The organism is Pseudonocardia sp. Ae150A_Ps1 (assembly GCF_001932315.1).
Classification (GTDB): Bacteria; Actinomycetota; Actinomycetes; order Mycobacteriales; family Pseudonocardiaceae; genus Pseudonocardia.
In genome coordinates this window covers 2,817,125-2,833,981 of the sequence record NZ_MCIJ01000001.1, presented here as the reverse complement: position 1 = coordinate 2,833,981, position 16,857 = coordinate 2,817,125, and the positions used below count along the sequence as shown (strand labels likewise).

Here is a 16,857-nt window from a genome sequence, read left to right as displayed (position 1 = left end):
GGGGGGGGGGACACGGCGCCGGCCGGGACCCCGAGGACCTCCGCGAGGCGCTGGGAGCGCGCCTCATTGGCCGCCTCCGAAACCTCGATTCCGGCCTCGGCGCAACTCCGCGCCTCCGAATCCGTAATGGCGGCGAGCTGCACTTCGCGCGGCTCTTCGGGCCCGATTCCGTACACCGCCCGACCCTTCTTCGACTGAACCTTCTTACGCTTCGTTCCGGGGAACGTCATGACCCAGCTCGACTGAGTCTGCGGGCCGGACAGAATGCGGAACATGTACTGATCCCGCATGTCGGAGTTGAGGAATACGTTGAGGTTGTTCTGTTGCGCCAGGGTGATGTAGTGGATAGCAGCCTGACGGCCCCTCCAAAGGATTTCCTGCATCCACACCAGCGGCTCTGGATCGCCCTTTCCCGGAATCGGCGCACCGTCGTCCTTGAAGCCGCCGCCCTCCCTCTTCCACCAAGACTTGATGGCTACCGTGAGGGACCCCTTCTCATCCTCCAGGAGGAACAGCGGCTCGAAGTAGTCTTCGGGATTCTCCCGCATCGGCTCGTAACCCAATTCGTCGACGCGCTCGACGTAGTTCTCGATGAACTCGTATCGACGGTTCATCTCTTCTCGAATGTCCCAGATCGCCTGGATCTGCCCTTCGAGCGTCGTCCGGATCTCGATGTTGGGGCTAGCGTTTCGGAATGCGCCGACGAACCCGACCCGCTTGGGGTCGACGATCACTCCGCGCCAGCCGTGAAGGGCCAGCTGAGCAGCGAGAACGTTCGCTGTCGTGGTCTTGCCCCACCCCGTCGAGGCGGCGATCGACACGTGCGGGGTCTTCGCCTTCAGCGGGCACTTCACCCAGCCGTTGGTGTCCTTGCCGATGAGCGGGTTGTAGGCGTCCCCGTGGGTCAGGTCAGCCTTGGTGACCAGCACCGTGGCGGGCATACGGCGGGGGTGGCGAAACTCAAGCATCAGGCTCCTCTGGTGGTTCTCGTGGTTCCACTCACCGGGCATCCGGCCCGACACGACCTTGGCGACGACGTCGATGTCCTGTGGGTGAGCGAGGTACTTGGCCGGGTAGAAGATCTGCATGCGCGCCTCGTCGTCGCCGAGCGCATGCGTCGTTGAGTGAGGCCAGACCCGCACAGCTCGGGTCGCCTCCACCGCCCGCACCGTCCAGCCCGCCAACCGGGCCCCCAAACGGGCGATTGGGCCGGCGTCTGCGGTCTCTGCGGCCCGCAGACCGGTGACCCAGCTCTGCTCGGCGATGGGCGTGGCGAGTCGGCCCAGCACGCTGTTGAGCTTCACCGAGCGGCGCGACAGCCACGCACCCTCTGCTGTGAGGCGCGCCAGTGGTTCGACCGGCTCCCAGGTCCAGCTCCGGTTGGGGAAGCGCACCCATCGCAGAGGATCGGTCTGCGGGTCGTGGCCCATCTTGTCTGCGACGATCTCCCACCAGGGTGCGACCAGAGCCCCGTACCGGCGCCGCTGCCGCGCTCGCATGACGCCCCCTACCGTCACGAGCGCGACCGCGGCGACGGCCGTGACGGTCGCAACCGTCGGCAGCGCGAGCAGGGTCACCAGCCATGCGATCAGGAGCGCTCGCACCATCTGACGGTGCCAGCCGGGGCGACGCGCCCACGTCGAGCGCGGGATGCCCTCCGCCCGGGACAGCCGCACGTTCTCCGGGACGGCCGGCGCCCACGTGGTGTACCGGGCGTCGTAGTTGCCGGGGGATCGGAGAACCACCTGCCCGGCGGCGAAGCGGTAGATCCGGGTGAGCGTCAGCTCGACCAGCAGCCACAGCGGGCCGTGGGCGAGCATGCGCCGTCCTCCCGCTCGTTGACGCATTAGCTTCATCGCGCCTTCCCTCCTTCACGGTTTCGTGCGATCGCGTGATCACGTGAAAATCCGGTCTGCGTGTTGGCTGCGATCCTGCTGGTCACCACGCCCTTGAGGGGCTTCTCCTCGTTCCTCACTGCGCTGACGGACCAGTCGTCGACACCACCCGAGCCGGTCGCAATCTCGCTGTTGCGCGGCCGGCCAGCCTCGGGATTCGGTCGCGCCGCAAGCACTGTCTGATGGGGCGTGCTCAGCGGTGCGACTGACAGCCGTCGCCCTCGCTCGCACCGTCCTGCACCTTCGGTCGCAATCACGCCGCATCCTTCGCGTCCTCGTTGAACGGGAACTCAAGGAACGCGGGACGTCCCCGACGGCGAATCAGTCGCTCCCGCTCGTCCTCGTCGAGGCCTCCCCAGATGCCCCACTGCTCGTGCTCGACCGCCCACTGCAGGCACCTGGTCTTGACCGGGCAGGTGTTGCACACCGACTTGGCCTCGGCGGCCTGTCGATCGCGGGCCTGCGTGCCCGGTGCCGCGGTCGGCCACATCAGGTCGGGGTCGTGCTCGGCGCCGGTGCAGGCGCCTCGACGGCGCCAGTCGTACTCGGCGCTGCCACGCTCGACATCGGGGACCAGGGCCGCGAGCTCAGCGTCCAGGCTCCGGTCCTGGATCTTGACTCGGATCGTGCGGGCGTTGGTGCTCATGCTGCGCCACCTCCGGTGGTCTCGTTCGTGATCTCGTCCAGCTCGGTGTGGGTCTCACCCAGGGCGTTGGCGATGCCGGCGAGGTGGGTCGTCATGGCGATCAGTGCCACCTGCATGTCGGGCTCCTCCCCGGCCATCAGCTCCGCTCGCAAGCGCCGGGCCTCCCTGATCAGGTCTTCGGCGACGGCGGCACACTCGTCGACTGCGCCGGCCGAGCGCTCCAGCCGCTCGCCGGGCGATCCGACAGACACCGGCACACCGGTGGGGCCCAGCTCGGTCGTGCCTGCTTCTTCGCCCTCGCCTCGGGGGCGGGGCAGCTTGATCACCTGCCCCATCACGCGGCCTCCTCGCCGATCTGCTCCGACGTCAGACGGGTTGCCCGCGGGGAGAGGGTGTGGACGGTGGCGAGCTGGTCGTCGTGGCGTGCGCCTCGGGAGCGGGCCACGAGGACGATCACGCCGACGGCGATGCAGGCCAACGCGACCAGGACGCCGAGCACGGCCGTGCCGATCTCGGCGATGCGAGCCAGTAGCGGGCTCTGGCTGGTCGCAACAGCGCCAAACCCGAGGAGCGCGCCGGGGACGATCAGCAGGGTCAGGGGTGCGCGGTTGCTGCGCTGGCGGGCGAAGATGCCGGTTCCGTTCATCGCTGCGGTCCTCCGTTGCTCGGCTGCATTCCGGCGGCCGGGTGGTCTGTGTGGTTGCTGCTCGGGTGGGGGATGGGCGCCAGCGCGGTCACGGCTGCTCGGTCCCGTGAGCCAGCTCGCCGGCGCCGTCGATGGCGCGCTCCCAGGGCCGGGTCAGGAACTCCCCGGTCGGCCCGGTCAGCACGGCCGGGCGCCGTCCCTCCAGGACCGGGCCCCCGAACTCGCCGACCGAGCGGGTCGCGTCGGCGGTGACGGCGGGGAGCCCGGCGCCGATCGGCGTGGTGACCAGCAGCAGGAGGGCGATCCCACCGAGCACGAGGGCCCCGAGGGCGGAGCCCGCCTTGGCGACTGCGACTGCTGCGACCAGCAGTACGGCGATCAGCAGGAACAGGACGGCGCTGAGACTCATGACTGGGTCGCTCCTCGCAGGTCGTGTCGGACTGCGATGACCTGGGCGATCGCCTCGGCCTTCGCGATGTGCTTGCGGGCCTCCGCCATGTGCTCCAGGGCCGCGTGCACGGCCTCCGGGCTCTCGATGGAACCGCCACCGCTGCTGTAGGCTTGCTGGGCGGCGATCACGTGTGCCGCGCTGGCGATGAGGGCCTCGGGAAGCTCGTGCGCGACCGACTCGGCGGCGTCGTCGCGGAGGAGCCCGGCCACCTCCACGACCCCCTCCGCCTCGTGGGCGGAGGAGTCGTGCTGGCGGTTCGCGAACCGGGCGAGCAGTGCGGCGTGGACCAGCTGGTCTCGGTCCTCGGTCATCGGTTTGCCTCTCGGGTCGATGGGGGGTTCGCGTGCTCAGCCGGCCAGCAGGGGGGTCGGCTCGGTGGCCTCGATCTCGGCTCGGGCCGCCTTGTCGCGGCGGGCGATGTCGCACACGTAGGAGGTCTGGACCTTCACTCCGCGACGGCCGAGCCAGTTCGCGACCTCGGTGGCACTGCCGTTCGTCTCGCCGTTGATCCCCAGCTCGGCGAAGGCGTGGCGGATCGCCTCGGCCTTGCTCAGCCCTTCCAGCGAGGCTGCGGTCTCCTGGTCGGCCGGGTCGGTGTCGGTGCGGTCGATCCGGCCCTGGATCCGGTGCGTGTCCTCGGCGTTGTGCTCGGCTCGGGCCTTCTCGGCACGGGCCAGCTCGACCGCGGTGGCGGGATCGGTGACGTTCTCCAGCACGGCGGCACGCCAGGCGCGGGCGGTCTCCCCGGGGGCGACCAGCCAGCGGGCGGGCCGGAACCGCGGGGTCGGGTCCTGGACGGCGCCGCGATCGCGAAGCTGGTCGCGGCGCATCGCCCGCAGGGTGCGGTCCCACAGCACCACGGCCGACAGGGTCGCGGCGGCGAAGTACAGGGCTGCGGCGGTGTTGAGGGTCTGGCCCCACCAGGCGTTCAGTCCGGCGCCGCCGAGGGCGTACAGCCAGGTCAGCGCGCGGTTGAGAACGGCGGAGTCACCGGACAGGACGTCTCGCAGTGCGAGAACGGCGGTGTAGGCGGCCCCCGCGTCGAGGACCAGCGGGACGAGGATCTCCCAGCCGTCCGAGAGCCCCAGTGCTCCGGTGCCGGCTTGGGTGAGGCCGTGAAAGGACGCGGCGGCGGGTGCCCCGACGACCACCGCGAGCATCACGCCGGAGAGAGCGGTCTGTGCCTGGCGACGGGTGATCCGCGGCCAGCGGTTCGACTTCTCCATGTCGGGTTCTCCTTGGTTCGAGCGGCGAAGCATGTCTACAAGTTTGACGCCTTAGCGTGTTCACGTCAAGACGTTAAAGCGTGACAGTGCTCGATCGGAGCGCTAACGTTGCAGTCACCCGGCAGGGGTGGCCGGGACGGCGGGACGCGTTCCCCGGGCCGGGCCGCCAAGCGCGCTCCGGGCCGCGACCCGCCGCCCATGCGACACCGCACCTGCCGTCGAAACGGAGGCACCCAATGACCGGTGACCGGCTTCCCGGATCTGTCGCATACACGGATTGTGACGCCCCGAAAGAAGCGCCGGAAGGTGTTTCCCGTTGCCCCGCGTTGCCGTATTTTGGAAACAGACTGGCAACACCTATCGAACCGACCGGATGGAGCACCTCCAGTGTTCGGCCAAGAACTGCGTGAGGCCCGCACTCGGCGGGGTCTGGGCCTGCGGTCGTGCGCGGCACGACTCAACTACTCCCCAGGTCAGCTGTCGAAGGTGGAGACCGGGAAGCGCCGCCCGACCCAGCAGCTCGCCCGAGCCGTAGACGCCCTGCTCAGCACAGGTGACTACTTCGAGCGGCTCTGGAGTGCTGCAAACCACGGGGTACCGTCGGTAGCGAGCGGATCGACAGATGATCCGCTCATCGCTCACGAGCTACCGAACGGAAAGGTCGTCTTCGTGCCCGCGTCCCGCCGTCAGTTCATTCAGGGTGTTGGAGCTGCTGCCGCAGCGTCGCTTCTCAGCACAATTCCCGCGGCGCCGGCGGCTGCCGCGGAAGTAAAGCCGCTCGCCCATTTCCAGGCGGCTCATCGACTGCTTATCGACACCGACAACATGCTCGGTGCCGCTAACGCCCTACCGGGCGTGCACGAGCAGCTGCGCTCCCTCCACTCGATCCGGCAGACGGCGCAGGGCCAGGACGGCCAAGACCTGGTCAACATGCAAGCTCGCTTCGCCGAGCTTGCTGGCTGGCTGTGCCAGGACCTCGGTGATTTCGAGCAGGCCCGCTATTGGCTGGATCGGGCGCTGGAGTGGTCCTATCCGGCGGGTGACCCCGAGCTGACTGCCTACGTCCTGGCTCGCAAGAGCCAGCTCGCCGGCGACATGGGCGATGCGCTCGGCGCCGTCGATCTCGCGCACGCTGCCGCGCGCCAGGCCCCGAACGAGCGGATCGTTGCCGTCGCTCAGACCTATGCGGCCCACGGGCACGCGCTCGGTGGTAGCCCGGACGCCACCGAAGCGTCCTACGACGGAGCACGCAGCACCGCCGAGCGGTTCGACGGGCAGTCCCCGTGGGGGGTCTGGCTCGACGACTCCTACATCGACGTGCACCGGGCGCACAGCCTGTCCACCCTGGGGCGTCACGACGCTGCGGTGGAGACCTTCCGCGCGGCCATCGCGGCACTCCCGGCCGGCTTCCACCGCGACCGTGGCGTCTACCTGGCGCGAGAGGCGCTGGCCCATGCCGGTGCCCACGACACGGCCGCCGCCACGCAGGCCGGCCTCCAGGCTCTTGCGATCGCCCGCGACACTCGATCCGGCCGGACTGCGACCGAGCTGCGCCAGCTCGACACTGCGCTGGCAGACCAGGGCGGACAGCACGCAGCCGCGTTCCGGGACGCGATGCGCGACGCTACGGTGATCACCTAACAGCCCGCGGAGGAAGGGAGCGTGTACGTGCGCCCGCACGTCCTGCTCAGCGTCGCCACCAGCATCGACGGCTACATCGACGACCTCGGCGCCGATCGGCTGCTGCTGTCCAACGCCGCCGACTTCGACCGGGTCGACTCGGTCCGCGCCGGGTCGGACGCCATCCTCATCGGTGCCGGCACCATCCGTGCCGACAACCCGCGGCTGTTGGTCAACAGCGCCGAGCGCCGCAAGCAGCGGGTCGCGGACGGCAAGCCGGAGTACCCGCTGAAGGTGACCGTCACCGGCAGTGGGGACCTTCCCGCCGACGCGAAGTTCTGGCACCACGGCGGGGACAAGCTCGCCTACACCACCGATTCCGGCCGACCGACGCTCACCGAGCGCCTCGGCGACCTGGCCGTCGTGCACAGCCTCGGTCCGAGCATCGACTTCGCCGCCATGCTCGACGATCTGGGCAGCCGTGGGATCGGCCGGCTCATGGTCGAGGGTGGTGGTTCGATCCACACTGCGCTGCTGGCCGAGGGACTCGCCGACGAGATCCACATGGTGGTGGCGCCGCTCCTGGTCGGGCAGCCCGACGCCCCCCGATTCCTGCACCCCACCGCGTTTCCGGGCGGCCCGCGCCATCGGATGGTGCTGGCCGAGAGCACACAGATCGGGGACGTCACGCTCATGCGTTTCCTGCCCGGGCAGCCCCCCGATGCCTGACGACCACCGCTGGATCCTGGAGACCATCGCTCTAGCCCAGCGGTGCCCACCCAGCACGACTGCTTTCTCTGTCGGCGCCGTGGTCGTCGCCGACGACGACACCTGCCTCAGCACCGGCTACTCCCGCGAGGCCGGACCGCACGACCACGCCGAAGAGGTCGCTCTGGCCCGCCTCGGCAACGCCCCGCCAGCCGGGGCGACGCTCTACAGCAGCCTCGAACCGTGCTCGCAGCGCACCAGCAAGAGAGAGACCTGCACTGACCTGATCCTCGGCAGCGGGATCCGGCGAGTGGTGTTCGCCTGGCGCGAGCCCGACCACTTCGTGACGAACGTCCAGAGCCTCCGCATGCTTCGCGGCGGCGGCATCGAGGTCGTCGAGATGCCGGACTACGCCGACGCGGCCCGGGCAGTGAATCGCGCGCTGCTCTCACGCTAAGACCTCGGATCCGCGGCACCGGGTCGCACCGCGTAGGGGAGCAGGCGCTGCTCGTCGTAACTCCCGCCCAAGGCGCGGGTGCGTACCGGTGTCCCCGCCTGCGGTGCCTCGATGATCTGGTCGCCGCCCAGAGACAGCGCCACGTGGTGCACGCCCGAGTCGGTGCCGTTCGACGACCAGAACACCAGGTCCCCGGCTTGCGCCTGGTCCCGCGGGACTCGCTGCCCGGCCTTGGTCTGGTCGCGGCTGACCCGCGGAATCTGGACGCCGGCAGCGCTCCACGCTTGCATGGTCAGCCCGGAGCAGTCGTACTCGTCAGGCCCGGTCGCTCCCCAGACGTACGGCTTCCCGAGCTGCGCACGGGCGAATTCCAGGGCCGGCCCACCCGCTCCGGCCGGTCCGGGCGCGCCGCCCGGCATCGCCGCCGCTCCTGCCGGCGGGCAGGCTAGGCCAGCGACCTCGGCCGCGTTGTTGCCGACACCTGCGAGCAGGTCAGCGGCATCCTGCTCCCACTTGGCGTAGGCGTCCGGGAACGCTGAGCGCTGCACGGCCTGGGCAGCCGCGGTCAGTGCCATGCTCGCCCAGTCCGGCAACTCGAGGAGCCGCTCGTAGAAGATCTGCGACGAGTACCTCGGGTCCTGGATCTGGGCAGGGGTTCCCCAGCCCATCGACGGACGCTGTTGGAACAGCCCGAGGGAGTCCCGGTCGCCGCCGTCGAGGTTTCGCAGGGTCGACTCCTGCATCGCGGTGGCCAGGGCGATCCACTGGCCCCGGGGCGGGACGCCCATCTCCTGCCCGGTCGCGGCGATGACCGCCGCGTTGGCCCGCTGCTCGGCGTCCCACTGGGTCTGCCCGCCCTCTGCGGCTCCCGGCGGCGGTGGGGCCGAGATGCCGGCCACGCATCCTGCCGGACGGCCCGATCCGCTCCCACCCGAGCTGCTCAGGATTGCGGCGATCGCCGAGACCAGCATCAGCATCATCACTAGGCCGAGCGCGACCAGGGTGATCATCACCCGGCGGCCGGTGCGGGTGCGCAGCGCGTAGTACGCCGCTGCCGAGGCCAGTGCGGGGGCAGGCACTCAGGCCGTCCCCTGCTGTTCGTCTTCCGGGGCCAGCTCGGTCACCAACCACCCACCGGGCCCGGTATCGATCATCTCGACCCGCAGGGTCAGCGTGTCCAGTGGGACGTCGACTGCCGCCGTGCCCGGGTCGGGGCTCTCGGAGTCCCGTGCGGGCCCCACCACCTGCAAGGCCGGCACGTTGCGGGGGTCGACCTGAGACAGGGTCACCGCGCCGTACTCCTCGGTGACCAACGGCTTCAGCCGGGCCAGCCACTCGCTCTGTGCCGGGCTGCTGTCCACCCACAGTTCCGCCACCTTCACGGCCAGCTCCCGCGGGGGAAGAGGTTGCCGGGCTGGTGCGGGGGGTGGGGCCGGGGCGGCGCTGCTGGTGGGCGGGGGAGCGGTGGTGCTCGGTGGCGCGGTCGTGGGCGCGGGAGCCGCCGCCTCCGGCGCCGGGTCCGGCGCCTGCCCGGTCAGCGAGGACAGCAGCAGCGCGGCGACGATCACCGCGGCGACCACCCCGAAGAAGCGGGCCCGAGACCGCATCAGCCAACCGACGAGGGCCCGGCCGATCACCAGGCCTTCCTACCGCGCGCCGACGGTGTAGTGCCCACCGTGGTCCCGGATGCCTGCGGGCGTCGGCCCGCGCGCACGGGGCGGTAGGCGCCCACCCCTGCGCCCCGGCCGCGATCGAGGTTGCGAGCAGCGGCGGCGCGCCGGGCCACCGAGACCGTCGGGTTGCCGGCTGCCCGGTCGGCTCCAGGGGTGCCAGATCCCTTCCGGCCCACCGTGCCGGTCGAGCCTGCGCGGGGAGCCGCCCCGGGCTCGCCGGCCGGACCCTTCTGGCCGGGCCGGCCAGCCTTGCCCCCGGGTGGCGTCGTGGAGCCACCTCCGCCGGGCTTCGCTCCCGGGCGCGGGTCCTCCGGGTCCGGTTTCGCGCCAGCGCCGCCGCCGGGACCGTTGGGGCCGGTCTTCTTCCCGCCGCCCCCGCCGCCAGGTCCACCGCCGGGGCCGTCGGGCCGTTTGCCGCCTGGTCCACCCGGGTTGTTGGGCCCGCGCGGACCGCCGCCGGGGTCTCCGCCGCCGGAGCGGCCAGGCAGTACCCGCAGCAGCTGCGATGTGCCCATGGCGCCGACCAGCTCTTGGTGGCGCTGCTCGCCGACTCGCACTGCGGCCTTGAAGCGGCGTTCGCCCTTGACCCACGAGCTTGCCCGGCCGGCCCGCGCGCCGATCGATCCTGCCTGGCCCCGAACCGACTCGATGATGCCGAACAGGCTCACGACCGGCTTCATCACGCGGAAGAGCACGACAGTCGCGACCCACAGCAGCAAGATCACGCCCCAGGAGTTCATCTCGTTCCGAGCCAGGTACATCACGATCAGGGCGTGGATGAGCGCGGCAGCCGCCGCCACCAGGCCGCCGAAGATGACCGAACCGGTCACCTTCACCGCCTTCTCCGTCGTGTTCGGCCTGATCAGCGCCAGCAGGGCCACCAGGGGTGCTGCCACGGGGATCAGGGCGAGGAACACGTACATCACGTACTGGACGAGTGAGGCGAAGATCTGGAGTAGCGAGACCGGTGCAATCCGGGCGATTGCGAAGATGCCGGCCGCGGTGCGCGAGTCACCGCGGCCCTGGATCGAGGTGTACTCCTGCGGCGGGGCGTCGTCGGCGACGCGGCGCCACTGCTGACCCTTCTCCTCAACGAGGTTCTCGCCGCCACCCTGGCTGATCTGCTGTTCCTCGGCGCGGTTGTACGCCTGATGCTCGAACAGCTGCCAGGCCCGGCCCTCGTCGCCATTGGCGCCGACCTGGCCGTCCTTCCAGGCGTTCCACAGCAGCTCGCGGTAGACGACGTTCCGCATCCCGTACGAGGGGTCCTCCTCGCCGCTGAGCTCGCCCGAGGGGAACGCCTCCTGCGCCACGTGTTGGGTGACGTCGTTGAGTGCGTTTCGGATGACCCCGCTGAGCTGGTCAGATAGCTGTGCGCCTGAGCCGAAGGACAGGGCGACCACCAGGATCGCGAGCAAGACACCGCCGGCGCGGGTCATCACTTCGCCGAGATCGCCGCGATGGCTGGCAATCAGCATGACCGTGGCCGCAACCACGAGGGCCGCTCCTGCCCACGGAGAGAAGATGGCCTCACGGACGGGGTTGGCGGAGTCGCGTGCCGCCTCGCTGACAGCTCCGGTCAGCTCCTGCTCAGAGGACAGCTCTTTGAGGCCCTGCTCCGCAGCGAAGAGGACTTTCGCGCCGCCCAGGAAGAAGTTCCCGAACATCGTGTCGATCATGGCGGCGGGATCTCTGATCGCACCGCCGCAGCCGAGGTCATAGGTCGACCACTGGAGGCCGCCGTAGCCGTAGGTTCCGAACGGGTCGATGCCGTCGAGTGGCTGGCCGAACGGCTTGCCCTCGCCGGCCGTGGGGTCCAGCGATCCGGCCGGGCCCGAGGTCGGCCCGGTCGGGGCGGGGGCTTCCTTGCAGCCGAAGGGGTCCGAGTCCTGTGCTGTGGCGGTCCCTGCGCCGAGGGCCGCCAGCCCGGTCACCATCGTGGTCAGCACCACGAGGCGTGTCAGGGACCGCCACAGCCGGCCGCGCGACGGTCCGGGGCGGCGCGAGTGCGCGCTCATCCCTCGGCCCGCGCGGCGTTCGTGTCCAGCGCCTTCCGCAGCGAGGCGAAGTGCTCGCCGCTGAGGTCGAGTCGGACGTCTTCGCAGTAGCCCCCGGAGCGCCACACGAACTCTCGTGGCGCGTCGGCGCTGGATCCGTGGCCGAGTCCCGGGGTTCCGCCGACGAGGGAGGTCGACAGGTCGCCGAGCCGCCCCTCGTAGCCGACACCGGTCGGGATCTTCAGCAGGCGCAGCGCATCACGCTGGGCGTCCTCGTCGGTCGTGCGACCCACGAACACGTCGTGGCACAGGGATGCCAACCCGCTCTCACCTTCGCCGCCGAGCCGGAGCACGTCGGAGGCCAGCTGCCCTGCTACCAGGACCCGGGTGCGGAACTTGCGGTTGTCCCGGCTGAACTGGGTGATCAGGGTCTTTCCGGTGGCGGTCATCGACAGCCACCGCAGCTCATCGAGCCCGATCATTTTGGGGGCGTTGCGGGGCAGCTGATAGACACGCCTGTAGGCGAGCCAAGCCGCCAGGTGCATCAGGGGCAGCGAGAGCTGCTCGTCGATGCTCCAGTCCTGCTCGTCCACCCCTTCTTGCGGGAGGGTGAGGCCGCGGGTGGACAGCACCAACAGACGGTCGGTCTCGCTGGCCCAGGTCTCGGCGTCCGGCTTGCCGAGCAGCAGCCGCGCGGGCCCCGACGTCGACAGGATCGGGCCAAGGGACCCGGCGAGCCGCTCTCCGTCCGCTCCCGCGTGGCGGAGCGCGTCGATGACCTCTCCGAGGTGGTGGTCGGCGCCGGTACCAACCTTGTCCACGGCCTGAAGGAGGAGCTGCTGCACATCACCTGCCCGGCGGATCGAGGCCGGGAAGAGCTGTGTGAGGACACTGATCACGAGGGTGGAGCGCTGGGCCTGTGCGGCGTCGCGGTCTCGTTCCCACTGGTCCTGGCCGGCATGGCCCGAGGCGTACTGATCTTTCGACGGGTCACTGATCATCGAGTTAGGGGTTGAGGGTCCCGGCCGGCGCGTCGAGCAGCTCCAGGCTGCGGGAGTAGGGAGCCAGCTCAGGCATCTTGGTCAGCTCGGTCAGCGGGCCAGACGGGTCGAGCAGCGTGACGTAGGCCGAAAGCGACCGCACCGCCTGCACTGCGAGGGTGCCCATCAGGAAGGTCTTGCCGGAGCCCAGACCACCGATGATCGGGGTCAGGCCGGACACCTGGTGGTTGTCCATGTCGTGCCACGGGTTCCACGGGATGACCCGGTCCGAGGTGCGCGAGGTGAAGGTCAGCGGGCCGTACTGGTCGCCGATGAGGTCGGTAGCAACCGGCACGGCCATAGCGGCGTGCCGGACGCTCATACGGCGGCGGTAGGCCGTGTTCGCCAGCGGCTCGCCGGGGATGAACTCCCGGGCGAGAGCGTGCTGCGCCTCTGAGCGCTCCACTGCGATCTTCGGGTGGTACAGGTAGCGGAGCTGCTCGAAGGTCTCCAGAGCTTCCGCCTCGGTGTGGCCGGGGATCGCCATCCGCCACCAGCCCTCACACCGCGCCGACAGCCCGGTGTGGTCGGTGTCGAGTTCATCCCGGACCTCGGAAGCGAGGTCGATCTGTCGGGACAGGACCGGTGGCGCGTCGAGGTTGTGCTCGCCCTCGTAGTGGTGCTGCTGGGCGTCGACCCGCGCCGCGACGTGGCGGAGACTCCGCGAGGCGACCTCCTGCGGGAGCACCCGCATCCGTCCGGACCACTCGATCGGCACGGCCAGCTCGTCGGTCACAGTCATCCACGGGAGGTCGGTGACCGGCACATCGATCTCGCCCATGCGGCCAAGCGAGCCGATCAGGACGTGGCGGTCGTGGCGGCGACCCCCTGCAACACCGCGGACCTGCACCGTCGGCGCGTAGGGTTCGGCCGACCACTGGGCGAGCCCCTCGACGGCCGCCATGTCCTCGGTGTCCCACTCGGTGTGCGGGGCCGCCGGCATGATCGTCTCGGCGGGCAGGCCAAGGGCACAGCTGCGGTAGAGCAGGTGCAGCATCTGGGCGGCGTTGACCGGCTCCGCGGCCAGTGCCGACGTCGCCATGAGGGAGTCGACACGCCGGATCTCGTCGTCGAGGGCCGAGAGTTCGGCATCCACCCAGCGGCCAGCGAGGTTAGCCACGCGGTAGCTCGACGAGGCGGCCAGCCGGTCCCCGAGCTTGCCGAGCCGGCTGCGGCCGTTCCGGATCTCGACGCCGAGGAACACCTCCTTGATTGCCTTCTGCGACTCCAGGGCGCGGGCCTGCTCGGCCAGCAGATGGTCTTCCCAGGTGACCCCGCCGGGCTCGTCGGGCAGCGGGTAGGCCCAGGTGTCGTGCAGCCGGGCCCAGTCGGCGGCCGGGAACGGGCGCCAGGTCACACGCCAGTGCAGCCAGCGGTTGGTGAGCTGAGTCAGGGCGAGACCGACCGCGTTGATCAGGCCCTCCCGCTCCTCGTCGGAGCGCATCGACCAAGGGCGCGGCGCCAGGCGGTACCAAGCCATCGTTCCCGTGGTGGTACGCACCAGGTGCCCGGTGATCCCCCGGACCGCCAGGTCCGGTGTGTACTCCTTGACCTGCGGGTCGAGTCCGGTCTCGGGAGCGGCTGGTCGGCGGCCCCGGCGAGACCGGTCGTCACCGCGCCGGCCCCGGTTCCTGGGGGTCCGGTCGGGCACGACCTCGGCCGGCAAGGGCCGACTGGACCGTCCCGCGAGGGAGGAGTGGGGGGCGGGTTCGGTGAGGGTGCGTCGAGGGGTCATCGGCTGTCTCCCGGGGTGGGGCGGGCGACCGCGACCTGTACCCATCGCGGGTCAGGGGTGGCGACGGTGCGGACGCTCGGGCGCGAGCGGGGCGCGCCCAGCTCGGCGAGGAACATGCGCAGCACTTGCCCTGCGGGCCGGTCCGGCGTGACGACGCGCATCGTGAGGTTGGTGGCGAGCAGCGCCATCAGCGTGACGATCACGTAGCCGAGGAAGCCGGAGAGCAGGTCGCCGAGCTGCTGACGGACGATCAGGAAGATCAGGAAGTAGCCGACCCACACGATGTAGGCGGCGTAGCGGGCCTGCCAGAACAGGGTTCGCCCAGGTGGGCCCAGCCAACGGTTCTGCAGGGCGTACAGCTCGTCGTCACTCCGCGAGCGCACGCTCAGTTCCCACCGATACCGAACAGCCCGCTCAGGAACGACGCGGTGCTGTCGATCGAGCCGGGCGCGATCGCGAAGCCGAGGACAACCATCGCGACCAGGACGCCGGCCACGACGGTGAAGATCTTCGAGAGGTTCTGGTTCATGGCCGCGACGAAGAGCCCGAGCGCGACGAACGCCAGCACGAGCTTGAAGGCGTTGTTGGTCAGCCAGTCGACGGCGCCGTCTGTCGAGAGCTGTGCCAGCACTTCGACGGTCTCTGGACGGGTCATGCGGTGCCCCCTTGCGTGTTGGGTTTCCCGGGGGCGCTGCCTGCGGTCTCGGCGAGGGGACCCACGCACCACCACTGACAGCGCCCCCGGGGCGCGGGAGCGGACAGCTGTACCCAGTCCCGCGAGCCGTGGGACGACCACGACCGGCTGATATCCAGCAGCCCCGGCCGGTCGCGATCGTGCTAGTTACTTTTGTACGAGAGAACAATGCTGTAGGAATCAGGGTTGTGTCAATGCGCTCGTCAGGAGGCTGCGATCGCCGCTCATCCCGCTCGATGCCACTTCCACCGATCCACTGCATCGGCGGATGCATGTGCGACTGCAGCAGGGGTTAGGGTCACCAGTGCTGCTGGCAGCACTGCCGACCGACCGGCTCGTACGCTCGGCGCGCGGCTCACCTTTCCTCCGGCACGGACGGAGGCGGGTCAATGACGACGGCAGCGGGAGCACGACCAGGCGAGCGGGGAGGATCGAACGTGAGCGGGGACGAGTCTGAACTCGACACGTTTGCCAAGCGCCTCAATGCGCTGGCCCACACGCAGAAGCGGGACGACGGCGAGCCCTGGACCAACGACCGCATCGCCGAGCGGCTGGGGGAAGTCGGCGGCCCAACCTTGAGCACCCCGTACGTCCAGCAGTTGCGTACGGGCCGTCGCGGGAACCCGTCGTGGCTCCTGGTCGTCGCCCTCGCCCAAGTGTTCCGGGTGCCGGTGAGCTACTTCGACACCACAGGCGACCCACTGTCTACCGAGGACCTGCAACTGCTCAACGCCGTACGGAGCACTGATCTTCGGGACCTCATCGTCAAGCTTGAAGGGATCGGCCCGCAGGCGCGGCAGGTGATCTCCCGGCTCGTCGACGAGGTGGGCAGCCTCGATCAGACCAAGCGGAGCTAGTCCGGACTTAGCTCGCGACGGTCGCCGAGCGCAGCACCGCCGTGGTCAGTTCCGCAGCACGAAGCGCGGTCAACGCTATGTCGAGGTTCTCGCCGACACTGGCAACGTCCACCGACCCGCTCTCTCGCTGCTCTCGCAGCTTGATCAACGCCTGCACCGCGTGGGCCGCGACGTCAACGAGAGCGTCTTCCAGGTCGTTGCGGAATTCTGCCAGTGCCGGCGCGCCCCTCAGCCGCTCCACGAGCTGACGCGTTGCCGCCGAGGTCGCCTGCGCCCTGCTGCTCGCCTGCACGTCCAGGACCTTTGCCAACTCGCGCGAGGCCGCTTCCCAGCACACGCCGTTCGCTGCGGCGCTCGTATCCACCGTGGTCATGCCGCCTTCCCTCCTCTTGCTGGGCGAGCAACCGACGGCCGGCCGCGCGCTGCACGCACTCGTCCCTGTGCCAGCCTGCGATCCCGTTGTCCGCCAATCAGACGCAAGCCTTCCGGCCGACCGGAGTCTGTCGGTGTGATCGAGACCTTGTCAACACTGGCACGGTGAACCATGCTGGGCTCGGCCTCACGTCAGTGTGGGGCGGGGGGACAGAAGGAGCACGCAACCATGAGCGACGAGCCAGACGGCGTTCGCAACCGACTGACCGTCAGAGACAAGATCAACCAGGCCTTCGAGACGCTGCACCCAGCCGACCGAGGCCCCTACACCCCTGGGGAGGTCGACCGCTGGCTGACAGAGAACTCCAAGAGCGGCGAGCCCACGATCAGCGAGAACTACATCCGTTCGCTGAAGTCGGGGGAACGGCAGAACCCAACGGTCAACCACCTTCAGGCTCTCGCCCGGTTCTTCGACATCCCGGTGGCCTACTTCGTCGATCAGGGCACGACCGCGGACGCGATCCACTCTGACCTTCAGATGGTGGCTGCCATGCGCGACAGCGAGGTACGCAACATCGCTGCCCGCGCCATGGACCTCGACCCCGACATGCGCAAGTGGCTCAACAGCGTGGTCACCAGCCTTCCGGCTTCGCAACCGCGAAGCTCGTCACGGCGACGCCGCTTCCAGGCGCCCACCGATCACGACCCCGGCGAGCACACCTCCGAGTCCGATCGGGCCGAATCCTCGCCGGAACCCCCACCCGAGCCCTGATGCGGGTTACGGTCCCGGAGCGTCGCAACGGAGCCACGCTCTGTAGACCACACAGCCCACGGGGAGGG

At 69.9% G+C, this 16,857-nt stretch carries 20 protein-coding genes; 5 read left to right on the top strand and 15 right to left on the bottom strand.

Features of this window, described 5'->3' with window-relative positions:
• From Ae150APs1_RS13145 to Ae150APs1_RS13115, 7 genes are all read right to left on the bottom strand, one after another.
• Positions 1 to 1,820 (bottom strand): type IV secretory system conjugative DNA transfer family protein (locus Ae150APs1_RS13145; RefSeq protein ID WP_170918082.1); only part of this gene is annotated, 1,820 nt, incomplete at its 3' end.
• Between the two features lie 328 nt (positions 1,821 to 2,148).
• Complete coding sequence (locus Ae150APs1_RS34320; RefSeq protein ID WP_075302063.1) at positions 2,149 to 2,472, bottom strand: WhiB family transcriptional regulator; 324 nt, start codon at positions 2,470 to 2,472, stop codon at positions 2,149 to 2,151.
• 65 nt (positions 2,473 to 2,537) lie between these two features.
• On the bottom strand, positions 2,538 to 2,876 hold the full coding sequence (locus Ae150APs1_RS13135) for a hypothetical protein (RefSeq protein ID WP_139316893.1): 339 nt from the start codon (positions 2,874 to 2,876) through the stop codon (positions 2,538 to 2,540).
• A complete protein-coding gene (locus Ae150APs1_RS13130; RefSeq protein WP_075297787.1) occupies positions 2,876 to 3,187 on the bottom strand; it encodes a hypothetical protein in 312 nt (103 codons plus the stop codon). The genes Ae150APs1_RS13135 and Ae150APs1_RS13130 overlap by 1 nt, the downstream gene beginning before the upstream one ends.
• A gap of 88 nt (positions 3,188 to 3,275) precedes the next feature.
• Positions 3,276 to 3,596, bottom strand: coding sequence for a hypothetical protein (locus Ae150APs1_RS13125; protein WP_075297785.1), 321 nt, complete (start codon positions 3,594 to 3,596; stop codon positions 3,276 to 3,278).
• On the bottom strand, positions 3,593 to 3,949 hold the full coding sequence (locus tag Ae150APs1_RS13120) for a hypothetical protein (protein WP_075297783.1): 357 nt from the start codon (positions 3,947 to 3,949) through the stop codon (positions 3,593 to 3,595). Before Ae150APs1_RS13120 ends, Ae150APs1_RS13125 begins: the two co-directional genes overlap by 4 nt.
• Positions 3,950 to 3,985: 36 nt before the next feature.
• Complete coding sequence (locus Ae150APs1_RS13115) at positions 3,986 to 4,864, bottom strand: DUF2637 domain-containing protein (protein WP_075297782.1); 879 nt, start codon at positions 4,862 to 4,864, stop codon at positions 3,986 to 3,988.
• A gap of 243 nt (positions 4,865 to 5,107) precedes the next feature.
• On the opposite strand from Ae150APs1_RS13115, the gene Ae150APs1_RS13105 reads away from it, so the two are divergent.
• The 3 genes from Ae150APs1_RS13105 to Ae150APs1_RS13095 are packed head-to-tail and all read left to right on the top strand — an operon-like array spanning position 5,108 to position 7,649.
• Complete coding sequence (locus Ae150APs1_RS13105; RefSeq protein WP_083680102.1) at positions 5,108 to 6,505, top strand: helix-turn-helix domain-containing protein; 1,398 nt, start codon at positions 5,108 to 5,110, stop codon at positions 6,503 to 6,505.
• Between the two features lie 27 nt (positions 6,506 to 6,532).
• Entirely contained in the window at positions 6,533 to 7,213 is a 681-nt protein-coding gene (locus Ae150APs1_RS13100) for a dihydrofolate reductase family protein (RefSeq protein ID WP_075302059.1), read from the top strand.
• A complete protein-coding gene (locus Ae150APs1_RS13095) occupies positions 7,206 to 7,649 on the top strand; it encodes a dCMP deaminase (protein ID WP_075297780.1) in 444 nt (147 codons plus the stop codon). Before Ae150APs1_RS13100 ends, Ae150APs1_RS13095 begins: the two co-directional genes overlap by 8 nt.
• Here Ae150APs1_RS13095 and Ae150APs1_RS13090 read toward each other — a convergent pair.
• The 7 genes from Ae150APs1_RS13090 to Ae150APs1_RS13060 all read right to left on the bottom strand — a co-directional run bounded on the left by Ae150APs1_RS13090 (position 7,646) and on the right by Ae150APs1_RS13060 (position 14,749).
• On the bottom strand, positions 7,646 to 8,728 hold the full coding sequence (locus tag Ae150APs1_RS13090) for a C40 family peptidase (RefSeq protein ID WP_249266321.1): 1,083 nt from the start codon (positions 8,726 to 8,728) through the stop codon (positions 7,646 to 7,648). The genes Ae150APs1_RS13095 and Ae150APs1_RS13090 overlap by 4 nt on opposite strands.
• The gene (locus tag Ae150APs1_RS13085; protein ID WP_075297778.1) at positions 8,729 to 9,286 is read right to left on the bottom strand and encodes a hypothetical protein; all 558 of its coding nucleotides are present in this window, start codon (positions 9,284 to 9,286) and stop codon (positions 8,729 to 8,731) included. It abuts the gene before it with no gap.
• On the bottom strand, positions 9,283 to 11,271 hold the full coding sequence (locus Ae150APs1_RS32775) for a hypothetical protein (RefSeq protein ID WP_139316891.1): 1,989 nt from the start codon (positions 11,269 to 11,271) through the stop codon (positions 9,283 to 9,285). Before Ae150APs1_RS32775 ends, Ae150APs1_RS13085 begins: the two co-directional genes overlap by 4 nt.
• Positions 11,272 to 11,336: 65 nt before the next feature.
• Positions 11,337 to 12,320, bottom strand: a complete 984-nt coding sequence (locus Ae150APs1_RS13075; protein ID WP_075297774.1) for an ATP-binding protein — start codon at positions 12,318 to 12,320, stop codon at positions 11,337 to 11,339.
• A gap of 4 nt (positions 12,321 to 12,324) precedes the next feature.
• On the bottom strand, positions 12,325 to 13,803 hold the full coding sequence (locus tag Ae150APs1_RS13070; RefSeq protein ID WP_075297772.1) for a hypothetical protein: 1,479 nt from the start codon (positions 13,801 to 13,803) through the stop codon (positions 12,325 to 12,327).
• 287 nt (positions 13,804 to 14,090) lie between these two features.
• Positions 14,091 to 14,477: a hypothetical protein gene (locus tag Ae150APs1_RS13065; protein WP_075297770.1), complete on the bottom strand. Its 387-nt coding sequence runs from the start codon at positions 14,475 to 14,477 to the stop codon at positions 14,091 to 14,093.
• Between the two features lie 2 nt (positions 14,478 to 14,479).
• Positions 14,480 to 14,749 carry a hypothetical protein gene (locus Ae150APs1_RS13060; RefSeq protein WP_139316890.1) on the bottom strand — a complete coding sequence of 90 codons (270 nt, stop codon included), beginning with the start codon at positions 14,747 to 14,749 and terminating at the stop codon, positions 14,480 to 14,482.
• Positions 14,750 to 15,225: 476 nt separating this feature from the next.
• On the opposite strand from Ae150APs1_RS13060, the gene Ae150APs1_RS13055 reads away from it, so the two are divergent.
• Positions 15,226 to 15,645, top strand: coding sequence for a hypothetical protein (locus Ae150APs1_RS13055; protein WP_075297766.1), 420 nt, complete (start codon positions 15,226 to 15,228; stop codon positions 15,643 to 15,645).
• Positions 15,646 to 15,652: 7 nt separating this feature from the next.
• Here the strand turns inward: Ae150APs1_RS13055 and Ae150APs1_RS13050 are convergent, their stop codons facing one another.
• Positions 15,653 to 16,018, bottom strand: coding sequence for a hypothetical protein (locus Ae150APs1_RS13050; RefSeq protein WP_075297764.1), 366 nt, complete (start codon positions 16,016 to 16,018; stop codon positions 15,653 to 15,655).
• Positions 16,019 to 16,246: 228 nt separating this feature from the next.
• Between Ae150APs1_RS13050 and Ae150APs1_RS13045 the strand changes: the two genes are divergently transcribed.
• Positions 16,247 to 16,789 (top strand): helix-turn-helix transcriptional regulator, encoded by a 543-nt coding sequence (locus Ae150APs1_RS13045; protein WP_075297762.1) that lies wholly within the window; start codon positions 16,247 to 16,249, stop codon positions 16,787 to 16,789.
• The last annotated feature ends 68 nt before the right edge of the window (positions 16,790 to 16,857 follow it).

What these genes read in the sequence shown, in the direction of transcription:
- Ae150APs1_RS13135 (WP_139316893.1), bottom strand. Translation starts at nt 2,876, where the DNA reads ATGGGGCAGGTGATCAAGCTGCCCCGCCCCCGAGGCGAGGGCGAAGAA.
- Ae150APs1_RS13130 (WP_075297787.1), bottom strand. Translation starts at nt 3,187, where the DNA reads ATGAACGGAACCGGCATCTTCGCCCGCCAGCGCAGCAACCGCGCACCC.
- Ae150APs1_RS13125 (WP_075297785.1), bottom strand. Translation starts at nt 3,596, where the DNA reads ATGAGTCTCAGCGCCGTCCTGTTCCTGCTGATCGCCGTACTGCTGGTC.
- Ae150APs1_RS13120 (WP_075297783.1), bottom strand. Translation starts at nt 3,949, where the DNA reads ATGACCGAGGACCGAGACCAGCTGGTCCACGCCGCACTGCTCGCCCGG.
- Ae150APs1_RS13115 (WP_075297782.1), bottom strand. Translation starts at nt 4,864, where the DNA reads ATGGAGAAGTCGAACCGCTGGCCGCGGATCACCCGTCGCCAGGCACAG.
- Ae150APs1_RS13095 (WP_075297780.1), top strand. Translation starts at nt 7,206, where the DNA reads ATGCCTGACGACCACCGCTGGATCCTGGAGACCATCGCTCTAGCCCAG.
- Ae150APs1_RS13075 (WP_075297774.1), bottom strand. Translation starts at nt 12,320, where the DNA reads ATGATCAGTGACCCGTCGAAAGATCAGTACGCCTCGGGCCATGCCGGC.
- Ae150APs1_RS13070 (WP_075297772.1), bottom strand. Translation starts at nt 13,803, where the DNA reads ATGCGCTCCGACGAGGAGCGGGAGGGCCTGATCAACGCGGTCGGTCTC.
- Ae150APs1_RS13060 (WP_139316890.1), bottom strand. Translation starts at nt 14,749, where the DNA reads ATGACCCGTCCAGAGACCGTCGAAGTGCTGGCACAGCTCTCGACAGAC.
- Ae150APs1_RS13050 (WP_075297764.1), bottom strand. Translation starts at nt 16,018, where the DNA reads ATGACCACGGTGGATACGAGCGCCGCAGCGAACGGCGTGTGCTGGGAA.
- Ae150APs1_RS13045 (WP_075297762.1), top strand. Translation starts at nt 16,247, where the DNA reads ATGAGCGACGAGCCAGACGGCGTTCGCAACCGACTGACCGTCAGAGAC.